The sequence below is a fragment of the Amycolatopsis sp. NBC_01488 genome (assembly GCF_036227105.1).
GTDB lineage: Bacteria > Actinomycetota > Actinomycetes > Mycobacteriales > Pseudonocardiaceae > Amycolatopsis.
Genome location: NZ_CP109434.1, coordinates 5,407,323 through 5,425,451, shown reverse-complemented (window position 1 = coordinate 5,425,451; position 18,129 = coordinate 5,407,323). Strand labels below are relative to the sequence as shown.

General features: G+C 73.0%; 16 protein-coding genes. 1 reads left to right on the top strand and 15 read right to left on the bottom strand.

The window, feature by feature from the left end:
• Positions 1-2: 2 nt before the first annotated feature.
• From murC to OG738_RS25845, 15 genes are all read right to left on the bottom strand, one after another.
• Positions 3-1,400 (bottom strand): UDP-N-acetylmuramate--L-alanine ligase, encoded by a 1,398-nt coding sequence (gene murC, locus OG738_RS25915; RefSeq protein ID WP_329044745.1) that lies wholly within the window; start codon positions 1,398-1,400, stop codon positions 3-5.
• Positions 1,393-2,517, bottom strand: coding sequence for an undecaprenyldiphospho-muramoylpentapeptide beta-N-acetylglucosaminyltransferase (murG, locus tag OG738_RS25910; protein WP_329044743.1), 1,125 nt, complete (start codon positions 2,515-2,517; stop codon positions 1,393-1,395). Before murG ends, murC begins: the two co-directional genes overlap by 8 nt.
• On the bottom strand, positions 2,514-4,025 hold the full coding sequence (gene ftsW / locus OG738_RS25905) for a putative lipid II flippase FtsW (protein ID WP_329044740.1): 1,512 nt from the start codon (positions 4,023-4,025) through the stop codon (positions 2,514-2,516). The genes murG and ftsW overlap by 4 nt, the downstream gene beginning before the upstream one ends.
• Positions 4,012-5,418 (bottom strand): UDP-N-acetylmuramoyl-L-alanine--D-glutamate ligase, encoded by a 1,407-nt coding sequence (gene murD / locus OG738_RS25900; RefSeq protein WP_329044738.1) that lies wholly within the window; start codon positions 5,416-5,418, stop codon positions 4,012-4,014. Before murD ends, ftsW begins: the two co-directional genes overlap by 14 nt.
• Before the next feature lie 2 nt (positions 5,419-5,420).
• Positions 5,421-6,503: a phospho-N-acetylmuramoyl-pentapeptide-transferase gene (mraY, locus tag OG738_RS25895; protein ID WP_329044737.1), complete on the bottom strand. Its 1,083-nt coding sequence runs from the start codon at positions 6,501-6,503 to the stop codon at positions 5,421-5,423.
• A complete protein-coding gene (locus tag OG738_RS25890) occupies positions 6,500-8,002 on the bottom strand; it encodes a UDP-N-acetylmuramoyl-tripeptide--D-alanyl-D-alanine ligase (RefSeq protein ID WP_329044735.1) in 1,503 nt (500 codons plus the stop codon). Before OG738_RS25890 ends, mraY begins: the two co-directional genes overlap by 4 nt.
• On the bottom strand, positions 7,999-9,543 hold the full coding sequence (locus OG738_RS25885) for a UDP-N-acetylmuramoyl-L-alanyl-D-glutamate--2,6-diaminopimelate ligase (RefSeq protein WP_329056839.1): 1,545 nt from the start codon (positions 9,541-9,543) through the stop codon (positions 7,999-8,001). The genes OG738_RS25890 and OG738_RS25885 overlap by 4 nt, the downstream gene beginning before the upstream one ends.
• A 233-nt stretch (positions 9,544-9,776) precedes the next feature.
• Complete coding sequence (locus OG738_RS25880; RefSeq protein ID WP_329044734.1) at positions 9,777-11,699, bottom strand: peptidoglycan D,D-transpeptidase FtsI family protein; 1,923 nt, start codon at positions 11,697-11,699, stop codon at positions 9,777-9,779.
• Positions 11,699-12,427, bottom strand: a complete 729-nt coding sequence (locus tag OG738_RS25875) for a hypothetical protein (RefSeq protein WP_329044733.1) — start codon at positions 12,425-12,427, stop codon at positions 11,699-11,701. The genes OG738_RS25880 and OG738_RS25875 overlap by 1 nt, the downstream gene beginning before the upstream one ends.
• The gene (gene rsmH / locus OG738_RS25870) at positions 12,424-13,377 is read right to left on the bottom strand and encodes a 16S rRNA (cytosine(1402)-N(4))-methyltransferase RsmH (protein WP_329044732.1); all 954 of its coding nucleotides are present in this window, start codon (positions 13,375-13,377) and stop codon (positions 12,424-12,426) included. Before rsmH ends, OG738_RS25875 begins: the two co-directional genes overlap by 4 nt.
• 214 nt (positions 13,378-13,591) lie before the next feature.
• Positions 13,592-14,023, bottom strand: coding sequence for a division/cell wall cluster transcriptional repressor MraZ (gene mraZ, locus OG738_RS25865; protein ID WP_329044731.1), 432 nt, complete (start codon positions 14,021-14,023; stop codon positions 13,592-13,594).
• Positions 14,024-14,540: 517 nt separating this feature from the next.
• Entirely contained in the window at positions 14,541-15,263 is a 723-nt protein-coding gene (locus tag OG738_RS25860; protein WP_329044729.1) for an ESX secretion-associated protein EspG, read from the bottom strand.
• On the bottom strand, positions 15,260-15,817 hold the full coding sequence (locus OG738_RS25855) for a PPE domain-containing protein (RefSeq protein WP_329044728.1): 558 nt from the start codon (positions 15,815-15,817) through the stop codon (positions 15,260-15,262). The genes OG738_RS25860 and OG738_RS25855 overlap by 4 nt, the downstream gene beginning before the upstream one ends.
• 15 nt (positions 15,818-15,832) lie before the next feature.
• Positions 15,833-16,381 carry a DUF3558 domain-containing protein gene (locus OG738_RS25850; RefSeq protein ID WP_329044727.1) on the bottom strand — a complete coding sequence of 183 codons (549 nt, stop codon included), beginning with the start codon at positions 16,379-16,381 and terminating at the stop codon, positions 15,833-15,835.
• Positions 16,374-16,724 (bottom strand): hypothetical protein, encoded by a 351-nt coding sequence (locus OG738_RS25845; protein WP_329044726.1) that lies wholly within the window; start codon positions 16,722-16,724, stop codon positions 16,374-16,376. Before OG738_RS25845 ends, OG738_RS25850 begins: the two co-directional genes overlap by 8 nt.
• Before the next feature lie 317 nt (positions 16,725-17,041).
• On the opposite strand from OG738_RS25845, the gene OG738_RS25840 reads away from it, so the two are divergent.
• Positions 17,042-18,112, top strand: a complete 1,071-nt coding sequence (locus tag OG738_RS25840; RefSeq protein ID WP_329044725.1) for an AAA family ATPase — start codon at positions 17,042-17,044, stop codon at positions 18,110-18,112.
• Positions 18,113-18,129 lie beyond the last annotated feature (17 nt).

Genomic DNA, 18,129 nt, shown 5'->3' with positions numbered 1-18,129 from the left:
GCTCAGCGCTTGTCCAGCTCGGCGAGGATCTCCGGCCCCAGCTGCGTCACGTCCCCGGCGCCCATGGTGACGACGAGGTCGCCCGGGCGCGCGAGGCCCGCCACCAGGCCGGCGGCGACGTCGAACGCGGGCTGGTAGTGCACCGGCACGGTCACCGCGTCGGCGATCAGCGCGCCCGTCACGCCCGGCTCCGGTTCCTCGCGCGCGCCGTAGACGTCCAGCACGACGACCTCGTCGGCGTGCGACAGCGCGTCGGCGAACTCCGCCGAGAACGTCTTGGTCCGCGAGTACAGGTGCGGCTGGAACACCACGATCACCCGCCCGGACCCGGCCGCCGTCCGCACCGCGCGCAGCTGCGCGGACACCTCGGTCGGGTGGTGGGCGTAGTCGTCGTAGACGCGGACGTCGCCGGCCCGGCCCTTGAACTCGAACCGGCGCCGCACGCCGCCGAACGCCGCGAGCCCGTCCGCCAGGTCGGCCGCGGGCGCGCCCAGCTCGATCCCGGCGAGCAGCGCCGCGACGGCGTTCAACGCCATGTGCTCACCGGGCACGGCGACCCGCACCGACAGCTCCGAGCCGTCCAGCAGGAGCTGCACGACGCCGCCGTCCGGCGCCGGGGCGTAGTCCAGGACGCGTGCGTCGCCGGAGTCGGTCACCGTGCGGCCGTAGCGACGGACCCGCACTCCCAGCTCCGACGCCTGCTTGCCCAGCTCGTCGGCCGCGGGGTCGTCACCGCAGACGATCAGCAACCCGCCCGGCACGATCCGGCCGACGAACTCGGTGAACACCTTCGTGTAGGCCTCGGCCGTGCCGTGGTGGTCCAGGTGGTCCGGCTCGATGTTCGTCACGACCGCGACCGACGGCGAGTAGGCCAGGAACGAGCCGTCGCTCTCGTCGGCCTCGGCGACGAAGATGCCGCCCTCGCCGTGGTGGGCGTTGGCGCCGGACTCGTTGAGGTCGCCGCCGATGGCGAACGACGGGTCGAGCCGGCAGTGCTGCAGTGCCACGGTGAGCATCGACGTCGTCGACGTCTTGCCGTGCGTGCCCGCGATGCAGGCGACGCGGTGGCCCGCCATCAGCCCGGCCAGCGCCTCCGCGCGGTGCAGCACCGGGATCCCGGCGGCGCGCGCCGCGACCAGCTCGGGGTTCGTCTCCTTGATCGCCGTCGAGACGACCACGGCGGACGGCGGCTCGGCCAGCGCCGAGAGGTTCGCGGCGCTCTGGCCGACGAACAACTCGGCACCCTGCGCGCGCAACGACAGCAGCGCCCGCGACTCCTTGGCGTCCGAGCCCGACACGAAAGCCCCGCGCGCCAGCAGGATCCGGGCGATGCCGGACATGCCGGCGCCGCCGATCCCGATCAGGTGCGCCCGGCGCAGCTCTTCAGGCAACTCAGGCACCGGCGGCCTCCAAAACGATGCGGGCGAGGGTCTCGTCGGCCTCGCGGTGGCCCATGCCGACCGCGGCCGCGCCCATCTTCGCGACCCGGTCCGCGTCGGTGACCAGCGGGATCACCAGCTCGGCGACCTTGGCCGGGGTCAAGTCGGCGTCGTCGACCATCAGCGCGGCCCCGGCGTCGACCGCCGGCCGGGCGTTGGTGGCCTGCTCGCCGTTGCCGATGGGCAGCGGGACGAACACCGCGGGCAGCCCGACCGAGGTCACCTCGGCGACGGTCATCGCGCCCGAGCGGCAGATCGCGACGTCGGCCGCCGCGTAGGCCAGGTCCATCCGCTCCAGGTACGGCACCGGCACGTAGGCCGGCTTGCCCGGGAACTCCTGGACGACCAGCGTGTTCTTCGGGCCGTGCGCGTGCAGCACGCCGACCCCGGCGTCGGCCAGGTCCTTGGCCGCGCCGGACACCGCGGCGTTGATCGACTGCGCGCCCTGCGACCCGCCGAACACGAGCAGCGTCGGCGCGTCCGGGTCCAGCCCGAAGTGCGCGCGGGCCTCGGCGCGCAGCGCGGCGCGGTCGAGCGACGTGATCGACCGCCGCAGCGGGATCCCGACGACTTCGGCCTTCGGCAGCGGAGTGCCCGGAACGGCGACGGCGACGCGCGCGGCGAACCGCGCGCCCACCTTGTTCGCCAGGCCGGGCGACTGATTGGCCTCGTGGACGACGATCGGGACGCGCCCGCGCGCGGCCAGGTAGGCCGGCAGGGCGACGTAGCCGCCGAAGCCGACGACGACGTCCGCGCCGACCCGGTCCAGCACCTCGCGGGTCTTGCGGACCGAGTCGCGCACCCTCAGTGGCAGCCGCAGCAGCTCCGGCGTCGGCTTGCGCGGCAGCGGCACGGGCGGGATCAGCGCCAGCTCGTAGCCGCGGGCCGGGACGAGCTTGTTCTCCAGGCCGCGCTCGGTGCCCAGCGCGACGACCGTCGCGTCCGGGCGCAGCCGCTTGACGGCGTCGGCCAGGGCGAGGGCGGGTTCGATGTGTCCTGCGGTGCCACCTCCGGCGACCACGACCACGGGCCCTCTGCCCGAGGCGGCTCGCTCGGCTCCCTTGACGGGCTTACTCACCAATGACCTCTCCGGTTCGCGGTACTCCGGGTACCACGGCTCGCTGTTGTCCGCGCGGCCCCGCCGCGAGACGTGGCCGTGCTCGTCCGTGCCGCGCTGCGGCGCACCGGTTCGCGGACCGACCTGCGTCGTTCCTGCGCCGGGGCGGGCCGCGCCGCACGGGGCGCGGGCCTGGCCGCCTTCGCCCCGGTGCGCGCCGCCCCCTTGCGGGTGGCGGGCGGGCGGTACGGATCGGGCGCGGGCAGCCGCAGCAGGCGTCCGAACTTACCCGGCCCCTGGGTGCGCAGCGCGGCCACCGCCTCCGGTTCGTGCCGGGCGGCGTTCGCGAGCACCCCCATGATGAGCATGGTGATCACCAGCGACGTCCCGCCGTAGGAGATCAGCGGCAGCGTGACGCCGGTGACCGGCAGCAGGCCGACGACGTAGCCGATGTTGATGCCGGCCTGCGCCACCAGGAACACCGTCAGCGTGCCGGAGACGATCCGGATCCACGGGTCGATGTTGCGGGTGGCGATCCGCAGGCCCACGACGGCGACCGCGGCGAACAGGGCGAGCACGACGACGCAGCCGATCAGCCCGAGCTCCTCGCCGATCAGGGCGAAGATGAAGTCGTTCTGCACGTTCGGCAGGTAGCCCCAGTTGGACGCGCCCTGGCCGAGCCCCTTGCCCAGGAACCCACCGTCGGCGAGCGCCAGCTTGGCCTGGTTGGCCTGGAAGCCCTCGGCGGTGGTGTCGGCGTCCGGCGAGAGGAACGACATGACGCGGGCGAGCCGGTAGGGCGCGATGAGGGCGAGCACGAGCACGCCGGCGAGCCCGCCCGCGAGGATCACGCCGAACAGCCGTTTCGGGGCGCCGGCGAACCACAGCAGCGCCAGCAGCACGACGGCGAGGGTGACCGTGCCGCCGAGGTCCGGTTGCAGCATGACCAGGGCGAACATCAGCAGCGCGATCGGCACGACCGGGACCAGCAGGTGCCGCCACTGGTGGATCACGTTGTACTTGATCACCAGGATGTGCGCGCCCCAGAAAGCCAGCGCGACCTTCGCGGCCTCCACCGGCTGGAAGGTGAACTCGCCGAGCTTGAACCAGCCCTGCGAGCCGTTGACCGTCGTGCCGAGCGGGGTGAGCACGAGGACGAGCAGGCCGAGGCAGACGACCGTCGCGGTGGCCGACATCGCGCGGATCCGCTCCAGCTTGACCCGCAGCCCCAGCCAGAACACGACCGAGCCGATCGCGACGAACACGAGGTGCTTGACGAACAGCGAGTAGACCCCGCTGCCGGTCTTCGGGTCGTAGGACGCGACCGACGACGCCGACAGCACCATGACGGCACCGATGACGGTGAGCACGCCGGTGAGGGCGAGCACGAGGTGGAACGACGCGAGCGGGCGCGAGAGCCACGCGGTGAGCGCCGTCCGGAAGGCGACGAACCCGCTCTCCTTGCGCTCGCGGCGCGGCCGCTTCGGCGTCTCCCGGGGCTGGGGCGTCTTGGGCTCAGTGACCGGCACTCGGCTCCCCCGCTGCGTCGTCGCGGAGGACGTGCACGGCCGCGGTGAACGCGTCGCCGCGCTCGCCGTAGCTCGAGAACATGTCCAACGACGCCGCGGCGGGTGCCAGCAGCACCACGTCACCTGGCCGGGCCATCGCGCTGGCCGCACTCACCGCCGCAGTCATGGGTTCATGGTCACCCGGACGGAGGCTGTTCACCGGGACATCCGGCGCGTGTCGCGCGACCGCGGCGGCGATCACGGGTGAATCGACGCCGAGGAGCACGACCCCGCGCAGGCGGCCGGCGACGCTGCGCACGAGTTCGTCGACCGAGGCGCCCTTGAGCTGGCCCCCGGCGATCCACACGATCGACTCGTGCGCCCGCAGGGACCCGGCGGCCGCGTGCGGGTTGGTCGCCTTCGAGTCGTTGACGTACCGGACCCCGGCGACCTCGGCCACCTCGACGGCCCGGTGCGGGGCCGGCTGGTACTCGCGCAGCCCCTTCAGCACGGCCTCCGGCGAGACGCCGTGGGCGCGGGCCAGCGCGGCCGCGGCCAGGGCGTTCGAAACGTTGTGCGGGCCCGCCGGGCGGACGTCGGAGAGGGTGGCCAGCTCCTCGGCGCTGGTGGCCGGGTCGGCGACGAAAGCACGGTCGACCAGCAGGTCTTCGACGATCCCCAGCTCTCCGGCCCGCGGGGTGTCGAGCCGGAAGCCGACGCGGCGGGCGCGCTCGGGCGCGTGCGCCTCGGCGATGCGCGTGGACCAGTCGTCGTCGGCGTTGTGCACCGCGACCTTGGCGCGGGTGTAGACGCGCCCCTTCGCGGCCGCGTACTCGGGCATCGAGCCGTGCCAGTCGATGTGGTCCTCGGCCAGGTTGAGCACCACGGCTGCGTCCGGGGCCAGCGTCGAGGACCAGTGCAGCTGGAAGCTCGACAGCTCGACGGCCAGCACGTCGTAGCCCGCGCGGACCGCGTCGAGGGCCGCGTAGCCGATGTTCCCGCAGGCCACGGCGTTGCTGCCGGCCGACTTGAGGATCGACTCGAGCATGCCGACGGTGGTCGTCTTGCCGTTGGTGCCGGTGACCACCAGCCACGACGGCGGGTGCTCGCGAAGCTGACCAACTCGCCAGGCCAGCTCGACGTCGCCGATCACCTCGACCCCCGCCTCGGCGGCGGCGACCAGCAGCGGTGACGTCGGCCGCCAGCCGGGGCTGGTGACGACGAGGACGACGTCCGAAGGCGGCTCGGTCAGGCCCGGGACCAGCTCGGCGCCCAGCCCCGCCAGCTCGGCCAGGCGCTCGGCGTTTCCATCGGTGACGGTGACGCGCGCGCCCAGCTCGACCAGCACGGGCACGACCGACTTGCCGGTGACCCCGGCCCCGGCGACGAGAACGTGACGACCGGAGATCTCCAACGTCAGCCTCCGAAGCCCAGCTGCTCGCTGTAGAACAGACCGAGCCCGAACATGCAGCAGATGGCCGAGAGCAGCCAGAACCGGATGATCACCGTGGTTTCCGCCCACCCGGCGAGTTCGAAGTGGTGGTGGAAGGGCGCCATCCGGAACAGCCTTCGCCGGGTCGTCCGGAACACCGCGATCTGCGCGACCACCGAGATCATCTCGACCATGAACAGGCCGCCGATGACGATGGCGAGCAGCTCGGTGCGGGTGGTCATGGACAGCCCGGCGACCAGGCCGCCGAGGGCGAGCGAGCCGGTGTCGCCCATGAAGATCTTGGCCGGGGCCGCGTTCCACCAGAGGAACCCGACGCAGGCGCCGGTGGCCGCGGCGGCGACCACCGCCAGGTCGAGCGGGTCGCGGACGTCGTAGCAGGCGGGCGCCGGGCCGTTGGCGCAGTTGAGCCGCTCTTGCCAGAACGCGATGACGACGTAGGTCGCGAGCACCATCGCCGCCGAGCCGCCGGCCAGGCCGTCGAGGCCGTCGGTGAAGTTCACCGCGTTCGACCAGCCGGAGATCACGATGTAGCAGAAGATCACGAAGAACACCGCGGGGAAGGTGATCAGCGCGAGGTCGCGGACGTAGGACAGGCTCACCGACGCCGGCGTGATGCCGCGCGAGTCGGCGAAGTTCAGCGCCAGCACCGCGAACGCGATCGTGACCACCAGCTGGCCGACCAGCTTCGCGGTCTTGTTCAGGCCCAGGTTGCGCTGCTTGCGGATCTTGATGAAGTCGTCGAGGAACCCGACGATCCCCAGGCCCACCGCGAGCATCAGCACGAGCAGCCCGGAGGCCGTCGGCGCGCCGCTGCGGGAGTTGAACATCCAGTTGATCAAGTGCGCGGCGAAGTACCCGACGACCATCGCGATGATGATCGCGACACCGCCCATGGTCGGGGTACCGCGCTTGGACTTGTGTCCCTGCGGGCCTTCTTCACGGATCTCCTGGCCGAAGCCCTGCCGGGAGAACACCCGGATCAGGTACGGCGTGAGCAGGATGGAGATCAGCAGGCCCGCCGCGGCCGCGATCAGGATGCTGATCACGCGTCACCACCGTTCGAGCGTTCTTCGGAGTTGTCGGTTTCCCGGGGTTCGAGCAGCGCTTCGGCGACCCGCCAGAGGCCGGCCGCCTTGGAGGCCTTGACCAGCACGACGTCCCCGGGACGGAGCTGATCATGCAGCAGAGCGATCGCGGCCCCGACGTCGGGTACCAGAGTGGATTCCTCGCCCCAGGAGCCCTCCTGGTGCGCGCCCTGGTGCATGGCCGCCGCCTCGGGGCCGATCACGACGAGCTTGGCGATGTTGAGCCGGACGACCAGGCGGCCGATCTCGTCGTGGGCGGTGACGGCGTCCGCGCCGAGCTCGCCCATCACGCCGAGCACGGCCCAGGACCGGCGGCCGGACTCCCGCGTCATCGCCGCGAGGGCCTTCAGGCCGGCCCGCATCGACTCGGGGTTGGCGTTGAAGGAGTCGTTGAGGATCGTGACGCCGTCGGGCCGCGTGACGACCTCCATGCGCCGCGCCGAGCGCCGCTCGACGGCCGACAGCCGCGCGGCGACCTCGTCCGGCGACGAGCCCAGCTCCAGCGCGATCGCGGCGGCGGCGAGGGCGTTGCTCACGTGGTGCTCGCCGTGCAGCGGCAGCCGCACGTCCGCCTCCCCCGCCGGGGTGACCAGCCGGAAGGACGCGCGGGCTTGGTCGTCGAGCGTGATGCCGGTCGCCCTGACCTGGGCGGACGCACTCTCGCCGAAGAACACGACGCGGGCCTTCGTGCGGCTCGCCATGGCGCTGACCAGCGGGTCGTCGGCGTTGAGCACGGCGACGCCGTCCTCGGGCAGCGCCTCGACCAGCTCGCCCTTGGTCTTCGCGATGCCTTCGCGCGAGCCGAACTCGCCGACGTGCGCGCTGCCGACGTTGAGCACCGCGCCGATCCGCGGCGGGGCGATCTCGGCGAGGTGGGCGATGTGGCCGGGCCCGCGGGCCGAGAGCTCCAGCACCAGGTGCCGGGTCCCGGCGTCGGCACGCAACGCCGTCCAGGGGTGGCCCAGCTCGTTGTTGAACGACCCGGGCGGCGCGACCGTCGGGCCGAGCGGCTCGAGCAGCTGGGCGATCAGGTCCTTCGTCGACGTCTTGCCGGATGAGCCCGTGACGCCGACGACGGTCAGGGTGCCCTCGGCCAGGCGCTGCACGACGAACCGGGCCAGCTTGCCCAGCGCGGCCAGCACCGCGGCGCCGGAGCCGTCCTTGTCGCCGGTCAGCGCGACCGACCGCTCGTGGGCCTCGCCCGCCGCGAGCGGCGGCACGACGATCGCGGGCGCGTCGACCTCGCGGGCGGCCAGCACGGCGACCGCGCCGGCTTCGACGGCCTGCGCGGCGAAGTCGTGGCCGTCGACCTTCTCCCCGGGCAGGGCGACGAACAGGCCGCCCGGCGTGAGCTTCCGGGTGTCGAACTCCACGCTGCCGGTCACCTGGGCGCCCGCGTCGGCGCGGTGCAGCCGGCCGCCGACGACGTCGGCGATCTCGGCCAGGCTGAGCACGATCACACACTCACCTCGAGTTTGTTGCGGATGGCCGCGGCCAGCTCGTCGCGGTCGGAGAACGGGTGCACGACGCCGCCGGCCTCCTGGCCGGACTCGTGCCCCTTGCCGGCGACGAAGACGATGTCGCCCGGCTCGGCGAGCGCGACGGCGTGCTCGATGGCTTCGCGGCGGTCACCGATCTCGACGACCTCCCCGCCCTCGGCGGGCCCGACGGCGCGGGCGCCGGCGAGCATCGCGGCGCGGATCGCCGCGGGGTCTTCGGAGCGCGGGTTGTCGTCGGTGACGATCAGGACGTCGCTGCGGCGAGCCGCCGCCTCGCCCATCATCGGGCGCTTGGCGGTGTCGCGGTCGCCGCCGCAGCCGAGGACGGTGATGATCCGGCCCTCGGCGCGGGCCCGCAGGGCGTCCAGGCCCTGGGCGACCGCGGCCGGCTTGTGGGCGTAGTCGACGACGGCGGTGAACGCCTGGCCGACGTGGACCCGTTCCATCCGGCCCGGCACCTGCACCCGGGCGAGCCCGGTCACGATGTGCTCCAGGGCCACCCCGGCGGTGCCGAGGATCGCCGCGGCCAGCACGGCGTTGGCGACGTTGAACTCGCCCGGCAGCGGGATCCGCGCGGGCGCGCTGAGGCCGTCCGGGCCGTGCAGGGTGAACGTCTGCTCGCCGTGCGGCGTGGCCTGCAGGTCGGTGGCCTTCCACGCGGCCTCGGTGCCCGGGTCCGTGGTCACGGTGACCGTCTGCGGTGTGAGCAGCGCCTGGCCCCACGCGCTGTCGACCACGACGACCTCGGTGGTCGAGCGGCCGTCGAACAGCAGCGACTTCGCGGCGAAGTACTCCTGCATGTCCTTGTGGAAGTCCAGGTGGTCCTGGGAGAGGTTGGTGAACGCGCCGACCGCGAACCGGGTGCCGTTGGCGCGGCCCAGCGCGAGCGCGTGGCTCGAGACCTCCATCGGCACGTGCGTGACGCCGCGCTCCAGCATGACCGCGAGCAGTGCCTGCAGGTCCGGTGCCTCCGGCGTGGTGAACCCGCTGACCAGCCGCTCGCCGGCGATGCGCGTCTCGACGGTGCCGATCAGGCCGGTGGTCAGCCCGGCGGCCTGCAACCCGGCGTCGACCAGGTAGGACGTCGTGGTCTTGCCCGAGGTCCCGGTGACGCCCAGGACGGCCAGCCGCAACGACGGCTCGCCGTAGATCCAGGCGGCGATCTCGCCGAGGGCGGCGCGCGGGTCGGCGTGCACCAGGATCGGGACGCCGGCGTCGCGCAGCGCGGGGCGCTCGGCCCCGTCGGCGTTGGTGAGGACCGCGACGGCACCGGCGGCGATCGCCTGGTCGCTGAAGTCGGCACCGTGGGCGCGGGCGCCGGGCAGGGCGGCGAAGAGGTCGCCGGGCAGCACGTGCTGGGCGCGCAGCGTGGTGCCGGTGACGGTGAGCTCGGCGGCGTCGGGCGACTCGGCGATCAGCCGCGCGTCCGCCCTGGCGAGCAGCGTCGCCAGCGGGACCGGGTCGATGCGCGCCGGGCGCGGCGGCGCGGGGACCGCTTTCACCGGGCTTTCCGGCACCTGGGAACTGGACGAGGACACGGACACGGCCAAGAGGCTACCGGCGGGCGTCCGGGGGGCCCGCACGCGGTACGGCGATTGCGCGCGGCTGAGGCACATGTGCTAGACGGCGTCCCGCACCCCGTTGCGCCGCAAGGCTTTCCCCCGGCGCGCAGGGCCGCTGTGCACAGTGGACGCGGAAGGCCCGCACCCGGTAAGGGGCCTTTGACGGACCGTGCTCACTGCACGATCAGCGGGACCTCCGGCGACGGGCCGTCCGACAGCGGGATCTGGTACCGCTGCGTCAGGTACGACGCGATGGTGTGGAACAGCGGCGCGGCCGAGTGCCCCACCGGCAGGGTCGTGTCGGGCGCGTCGAGCCGGATCCCGACGACGAACCGGGGGTGGTCGGCGGGCAGGATACCGGCGAAGGTGATGTTGTACAGGTGGTCGCTGTAGGCGTGCGTCCGCGGGTCGACCTGCTGGCCGGTGCCGGTTTTCCCGGAGATCTGGTAGCCCTCGACCGCCGCGGTCGGCGCGGTGCCCTTCTGCAGGCCCTTGCCGTTCTGGGCGACCGCGCGCATCATGTCGCGCACCGTCTTGGCCGTCTGCGGGCCGACCACCTGGACCGACTTCGGCGCCGGCTCGGGCACCACCGTGCCGTCCGGGTTCACCTTCGCCTTGACGATCCGCGGTTCGACGCGCAGGCCGTCGTTCGCGATCGCCTGGTACATCCCGGCCATCTGCAGCACGGTCATCGACAGGCCCTGCCCGATCGGCAGGTTGCCGAAGGTGGTCGCCGACCACTGGCTGCGCGCGGGCACGACACCGGCGCTCTCGCCGGGCAGGCCGACGCCGGTGCGCTGGCCGAGGCCGAACTTCTTGAGCAGGTCGGAGTAGCGCTCCTCGCCGATCTTCTGCGCCAGCAGCAGCGTCCCGATGTTGGACGACTTGGCGAAGATCCCGGTGGTGGTGAATGTCTGCGTGCCGTGCGTCCACGCGTCGTGCACGGTCTTGTCGGCCACCTGCAGCGCGCCGGGCACCTGGATGGTCGACTCGGGCGTCGCGACGCCGTAGTCGATCGCGCCGGTGGCGGTGACGACCTTGTTGACCGAGCCGGGCTCGAACGGCGTGGTCACCGCGGGGTTGGCGAGGTCCTCGTTCGTCCAGGTCGACTGGTCGTTGGGGTCGAACGTCTTGTCGTTGGCCAGCGCGTAGACCTCGCCGGTCTTGGCGTCCAGCACGACCGCCTGCCCGCCCTTGGCGTGCGACTGCTCGACGTAGTCCGACAGCTGCCGCTGCACCTCGTACTGCAGGTCGGAGTCGATGGTCAGCTCGAGGTCCGACCCCGGCACGGCGGCCTGCAGGTCGCGCTCGGTGCCCGGGATGACGACGTTGTCGCTGCCGTTCTTCGTGTTGACCAGCATCCGGCCCGGCGTGCCCGCCAGGTCGTTGTCGCGCAGCTGCTCCAGCCCGACGAGGCCGTGGAGGTTGTGCTTGGACACGTCCACGTCGTCGGAGCGCCAGTTCGCGGCGCCGACGATGTTCGACGCCAGGCTGCCGCCCGGGTACTCGCGCAGCGCGCGCGTCTCGACGCTGATCCACGCGAAGTGCTTGACGATGTCGGCCGCGACCGACGGCTCGACGTTGTGCTCGAGGTAGGTGAACGACGCCGGCTTGCGCAGCAGCTCCAGCAGCTGCGGCTCGGTCAGCTGGTTCGGCACCTTGGCGGCGATGTACTTCGCGGCGTCGGCCGTCTCGCTGTCGAACGTCTTCTTCGTGCCGGGGTTCTTCGCGGCGAAGTCGTCCATGTTCTTGTGGAGCGTCTTCAGGTTCACCGACAGCGAGCGCACTTCGACGCTGAACGCGAGCTTGGCGCCGTTGCGGTCCACAATGGACCCGCGCTGGGCGGGGATGTCGATGGTCTGGGCGCGTTGCCGCTCGGCCGCGGCCGAGAGCGCCGCGGCGTCGAACCACTGCACCTGCACCAGTTTCACGCCCGCGACGAGCAGCACGGCGACCAGGATCAGGCGCACGGCGGAGAACCGGCCGCGGTGGCCGCCGTTGCCCCGCCGCGCGGCCGCGCTGCGCGTCCCGGCGGCGTAGGTCCGCCGCGCGCTGCCCGTGGCGCGCGAGCGGGCCTGCCCCCGGCTCGAAGCCATCACTGGCCGCCGCCCGGCTGCGCCGGTGGCGCGGGCTGCTCGTCGGCGGGCACGGCGGGCTGGTCGCCCTCGATCGGCGCGCCCTGCTGCGACTGGGTGCCGGCGGCGGGCGCGGCCGGGGGCGCCGCGGGCACCGCCGGCGTGTCCGCCTTGGCCTTCTTGGGCTCGCCGACGAGCGAGGTCTTCCCGTCCGGGCCGACGACGATGCGTGCCGGGTCGCCGCCCGGGACCATGCCCAGCTGCTGGGCCGCGGGGGCCAGCGACGAGGGCGACTCGGCCTTCGCCACTTCGCGCTGCAGCTGTTCCTTCGTCTCGGCCAGGTTCGAGTTGGTCGTGCGCAGCTGCTCGAGCCGGTAGGAGTCGGCGATCGCCTGCGTGGTCAGCCACAGCGTGGTCGCCACGCCGGCGGCCAGCAGCGCCATCATCATCAGCACGAACGACGCGCGCGACTTCGGCAGCCGCAGCTTGAGCTTGACCTTCGGCCGCGGCTGTCCCGGCTCGGCTTTCGGCCGCGGCTCGCGCTCCTTGAGCAGGTCGGCGCGCTGGGCGCGGCGCGCGTAGGCGCGCTCGGCCGCGGACGTGCGGCCCCGCGACGCGCGGCGCGGCGCGGCCGTGCCCGGCTGGAGGGTCTGCGGGTCCGGCTCGACGGTGGTCGAGGTGCGGGCGGCCTCGCTGCGGCCCCGCGTCGCCGGCGCGTTGCGGCGGCGGGACTTCGTGGGAGCGGTCATCGCGGCTCTCCGATCCTCTCTGCGGCCCGCAACCGCACCGAAGCGGCGCGCGGGTTTTCCTCGATCTCCTCTTCGCCGGCCTTTTCGGCGCCCCGGGTCAGGAGCTTCAGCTCCGGCCCGTGTCCCGGCAGCTCGACCGGGAGCCCCTCCGGGGTGCGGGACTTCGCGAGCTCGGCCAGCGCCTGCTTGACCAGCCGGTCTTCCAGGGACTGGTACGACTCGACGACGATCCGCCCGCCGACCGGCAGCGCGCCCAGCGCGGCCGGCATGGCGCGGCGGAGCACCTCCAGCTCGCCGTTGACCTCGATCCGCAGCGCCTGGAACGTGCGCTTGGCCGGGTGGCCGCCGGTCCGCCTGCTGGCCGCCGGCACGGCGTCGTAGAGCAGCTCGACCAGGCGGCCGCTCATCGTGAACGGCTCCTTCTCCCGCGCGGCCACGACGGCCCGGACGATCCGCTGCGCGAACCGTTCCTCGCCGTAGTCGCGCAGGATCCGGATCAGCTCGCCGGGCGGGTAGGTGTTGAGCACGTCGGCAGCGGTGAACCCGGTGGTCGGGTCCATCCGCATGTCGAGCGGCGCGTCCTTCGAGTAGGCGAACCCGCGCTCGGCGCGGTCCAGCTGCATCGACGAGACGCCGAGGTCGAACAGGATGCCATCGGCCTTGGCGAGGCCCACGCTTTCGAGGGCTTCCGGGAGCCCGTCGTAGACGGTGTGGACGAAGTCGACGCGGTCGCCGTGGCGGGCGAGGCGTTCGGCGGACTTCTCCAGCGCGGCCGGGTCGCGGTCCAGCGCGACGAGGCGCAGCCGCGGGAACGCTTCGAGGAGGGCGTCGGAGTGCCCGCCGAGGCCGACGGTCGCGTCCACGAGGACGGCGTCGCGCTCGGCGAACACGGGAGTGAACAGCTCGACGATGCGCCTCAGCAGCACCGGGACGTGCTCGGGTGCCGTCATGGTCCCTCCCCCCTTTCTCGCCTGGGCGGCCCGGGGGAAATATGGCGGATGCCGTCAGGTCCCTGTCCGCCCGCTGCCGACCTGGTACCGGGGAAGGTGCACCAGGGCTGTTGAGCGGACAGAGGCCTCACGGCATCCGGGTGGGCGGTCCCGCACCGCGCGGGCGGCGAACCTCTTCGTCCCCCGACGACGAAGGTGCACCGCGACCACGCGCCTAGAAGACGCCCGGCAGTACTTCCTCTCGAGCCTTCGCGTAGCTGTCTTCGTGCTCCTCCAGGTAGCCCTGCCACGCTTGGGCGTCCCAGATCTCCAGCCTGGTGATCGCCCCGATCACCACGCACTCCTTGCTGAGCCCCGCGTAGCGGCGGAGCTCGGGCGCGATGCTGATGCGCCCCTGGCCGTCCGGCCGTTGCTCGTCCGTGCCCGCGAACAGGTAGCGCTGGTAGGCCCGGACCGCCTCGTTGGTGAACGGGGCGTCGGCGACCTTGCGCGCCATCTGCTCGAACTCGGCGCGGGGGAAGACGAAGAGGCAGTGGTCCTGCCCCTTGGTAAGCATCAGCCCACCCGCCAAGGCGTCACGGAACTTCGCGGGCAGCGCGAGCCGCCCCTTGTCGTCCAGCTTCGGGGTGTGGGTGCCGAGGAACACGGCCTCCACCTCCCTACCGCCTGGGGTGGCGAACCACCTCGGACGGCTCCGGGGCTTCCCTTCCGCCCCACTGGCCACCACCGTACCCCACTTTTCACCACAGTCAACGCGGGAAACCGGCGCCTCACTCCGTCGTGTGGTCCGTTTGCCCAGGTCAGCAGCGTGGGGGCTGGTGGGGGGTGCAGTGGGGGACGGTGGCCAAGATCCCCCGTGCCGGGGGCCGGAGCAACCTCAGCTGTACCCCACACGTCCGCATAACGGCCGCGAAAGAACCCAAGGCCCAGCCCGTGGGGCCAGGTGGGGAGCCAGGGTGGGGCCCGGTGGGGGACGCCGGTGGGGCCCAGTGGAGCCACCGCGTGATCAGCGGGGCATCACCCGTGATCCAGCAGGCATCACCCGTGATCCAGCGGGCATCACCCGTGATTGAGCGGGCATCACCGTGTCGCCCCTTCAATCACGCGAGATGCCCCTCCAATCACGTGTGATGCCCCTTCAATCACGCGTGATGCCCGGGTGGTCAGTCCTCCGGGGTGATCAGGGCGGCGATGCGGGAAGCGAGCCGGGCGCTGTCGACCGGGGTCACGTTCACCCACTCCTGCCCACCTCGCCCCGGCGTCCTGGTCGCGCAGTACGCGCCGACGTCGGTGTCGAACCACGTCAGGCCGCCCACCCGCTCCACCCGGCCCGACGCCGTACGCCGGCTCACGCTGAACTGGCCCGCCGCGTACACCGGCCGGGCCTGGATCGCCAGGACCTCCTGCTGCTGCGCGGACGTCGACGCCGAACCCGATGCGCCCGAAAGCGCCGACGCCGCCAGGTTGACGCCGTAGCCGGGCCCCGCCGTCAGTTCCGGCAAGACGTCGACCAGGGCCGTGCAGACCTCGGCCGGGCGGATCGAGTCCAGGCCGATCGTCTGCTCCGGCTGGGTCGCCAGCACGCCGTGGCCGCCACCGCTCGCCGTGACCGCGCGGAACGGGGCCGCCGCCGTCATGTCCGCCAGCGCCTCGCACGCCACGAACACCTCGCCGCCCGCCAGGAGATCCAGACGCGCGGCCAGCGCCGGTGCCAAAGCGCCGTCGTACAGGCCCCGCTCGGCGAGGTTCTCGTACACCGCCGAGCGCACCTCGGCGCGTTCCTCCTCGGTCGCGCCGACGCTGCGCACGGTCAGCGGCTCCGGCGGCCGGTCGTGCCCGAGGTCGGTCCAGAGGATGTCGAACGCCGACGCCGAGACGCGGATCAAGCCGGCCCCAGCGTGGGCGGGTCGGCGAACGTCTCGGCGGGCACGTGGCCGCGCAGGGCCTCGTCACGGGTCCGCATGACGTCGATCGCCTTCTGCCGCGCGGCTTCCGCTTCGGCGCGGCGGGCGGCCATCTCGTCGGCCAGCCCGGCCAGGACGAGCACGTTCCCGGACGACGCGGCGTCGCGGATCATCGCCGCCGGGTCGTACGTCACCGGCGGCGGCATGTCGGCGCGGGCCCGCGCGGCCGCCTCCGCCTGCGCGCTCACCGCGCTGCCCACCGACGCCGACACCGCGGCGGAGTGCGACAGCCACCGCGCGGCCCGGTCCACCGCCGCGCGCGCCGCGTCGCCCGCCCGGCCACGCCAGTTCTCTTCCGAAGACGCGACCAGCGCGGCGAGGTCGGCGGTCGACTCGTGCAGCCGTTTCGCCAGCCCGTCCCAGCGCGCGCCCGCCTCGCCCGCGGCGACCGGGTCGTTGTCCCGCGCCACCTCCGCGGCCATCGCCTCGTGGCTGTAGGCCTCGTACCTCGCGGTGGGCACTGGGGCTTCGGACACGGCGCACCTCCCGGTTCAGGGCAGCTTGGGCTCGACCAGCCCGGCCACCGTGCCCGCGCGGCGGCACGCGAGCGGGGTGTCCGAGAAGCCGGTGTTGCTGACGTCGATCTGGACGCTGGCCGCGTCGCCCACCCCGAGCAGCACCGCGCAGGTGCCGTCGGCGGCCTTCTTGTCCGCCACCTGCAGCGCCGGGTGCGTGCCGACCTTGGTCTTGGTGGCCGTCTTCTTCGCGACCTCGAGGTCGGCCAGTCCGTCGGTATCGCTGAGGGTCACGGTGACGCCGAAGGCGCCGGGCACGGTCCAGTCGCACGCGCGGGCACCCGCGATGTCCTTGGGCTTGCCGAGCACGCTCACCCCGGCGGTCGAGCGGTCCTGCGGGTCGAGCAGCGCGCACGGGTCGATCGCGGCAAGGCCGGTCCACGCGACGACGGGCGGCTGCCCGGCCGTGGCGGTGGCGGGCGCCGAAGAATGACCGGCGGCCGGTTCGGCGGTTCGCTGCTGCCCGCAGCCGGCGAGCAGCAGGAGAACGGCCGGGACCCCCAGGAGCTTCACGCGCTCAGCCACCCGTGCAGTCCACCCCGTCGGCCGCCTGCTCGTCGGCGTGCTGGTACTTCGCCAGCGCCTGGCCGATCCGGTGCTTGAGCGTGTCGAGCTCCTTGCCGAACGCCGTCAGCTGCTGGACGGCCGAGCCCGTCCCGCCGATGCCGTACTCGGCCATGAACTTGCCGATCTCCCCGGCGTACCCGCCGCCCAGCGGAACGCTCCGGCCGAGCACCTTGGCCTCGCGGACCATCTCGCCGACGACGTCCTGCAGCCGGCCGAGCTTCGCGTACGCGTCCGTGGCCAGCTCGGGCGCGACCGCGAAGCCGCGCACGTCGAACGGCGGCTGGGTGCGGACCTCGCTCACAAGCGATCACGCCTCTCCGAAAGCGGACACAGCCGGGCGACCTCGAACCGCAGCATACGACAGCGCGAGGCGTCAGCGGGAGCGCCCAGAATCGGGTGACAACACACCCGTTCGGGGTATCGTCCCTGCTTGCGCAGTGTCATCGACCGTCGTGCCGGGCGTGCTCCCCGGGGCTACGCGGGGTTCCGCCCCCAGGTTCGCCCGGGTTTGACACACTGGATGGAAGGCTGGTCGCTGCGCGCGGACAGCAGCGATGGGGGCCGTTCGGGCCCGGCGGTGCGCACAGTGCGCGCGGCCATGCGCCACCAGGAGGTCGAGTGACGTCGAGAATCCAGTCTGCGGCGCCCGGATCGGGCGAGCAGGCATCCGGGCGACCGCCTTACCCGGCGGAGCCCGCGGGCAACGGCCGGGCCGCCGGCCGCCCCGCCAGAGTGTCGCTGGACGAACTGCACGAGACCGCGCGGCGGATCGCCGCGAACGTGGAGCGGGTGCTGGTCGGCAAGCCCGACGTCATCCGGATCGCGCTGGTCACGCTGCTCGCCGAGGGCCACCTCCTGGTGGAGGACGTGCCCGGGGTCGGGAAGACGTCGCTGGCCAAGGCGCTCGCCCGCTCGATCGACTGCACCGTCAGCCGCATCCAGTTCACCCCGGACCTGCTGCCCAGCGACGTCACCGGCGTCTCCATCTACAACCGGCAGTCCGGCGACTTCGAGTTCCGCCCCGGCCCGGTGTTCGCGAACATCGTGGTGGGCGACGAGATCAACCGCGCCTCGCCGAAGACGCAGTCGGCGCTGCTGGAGTGCATGGAAGAGCACCAGGTCACCGTCGACACCTCGACCTACCACCTCGACGAGCCGTTCATGGTGATCGCCACCCAGAACCCGATCGAGATGGAAGGCACCTACGCGCTGCCCGAAGCCCAGCGCGACCGGTTCACCACGCGCGTCTCCATCGGCTACCCCGACCAGCAGGCCGAGCTGGCCATGGTCGACGAGCACGCCGGGCACAACCCGATGGACGACCTGCAGCCGGTGTCCGACGGCGAGACCGTGCACCGGCTGATCGAGACGGTCCGCGGCGTGCACATCGCGCCGGAGGTCCGCCGGTACGCCGTCGACCTCGTCGCGGCCACCCGGCAGGTCCCGGAGATCCGGCTCGGCGCGTCCCCGCGCGCGACGCTGCACCTCGTCCGCGCGGCGCGGGCGCAGGCGGCGCTTTCGGGGCGTGACTACGTCGTGCCGGACGACCTGCACACGGTCGCGGTGCCGGTGCTCGCGCACCGCCTGGTGCTGACCACCGAGGCCCACGCGGCGCGCCGGTCGGCGACCGACGTCGTGCGGGCGGTGCTGCACCGGGTGCCGGTGCCGCAGGGCTCCCGGCCCCAGTAACCGCCCTCGAAGGGGAG

Excerpts from the sequence above, each read along its gene's own strand:
- OG738_RS25875 (WP_329044733.1), bottom strand. The coding sequence starts at position 12,427 with ATGACCGCTCCCACGAAGTCCCGCCGCCGCAACGCGCCGGCGACGCGG.
- rsmH (WP_329044732.1), bottom strand. The coding sequence starts at position 13,377 with ATGACGGCACCCGAGCACGTCCCGGTGCTGCTGAGGCGCATCGTCGAG.
- OG738_RS25880 (WP_329044734.1), bottom strand. The coding sequence starts at position 11,699 with ATGGCTTCGAGCCGGGGGCAGGCCCGCTCGCGCGCCACGGGCAGCGCG.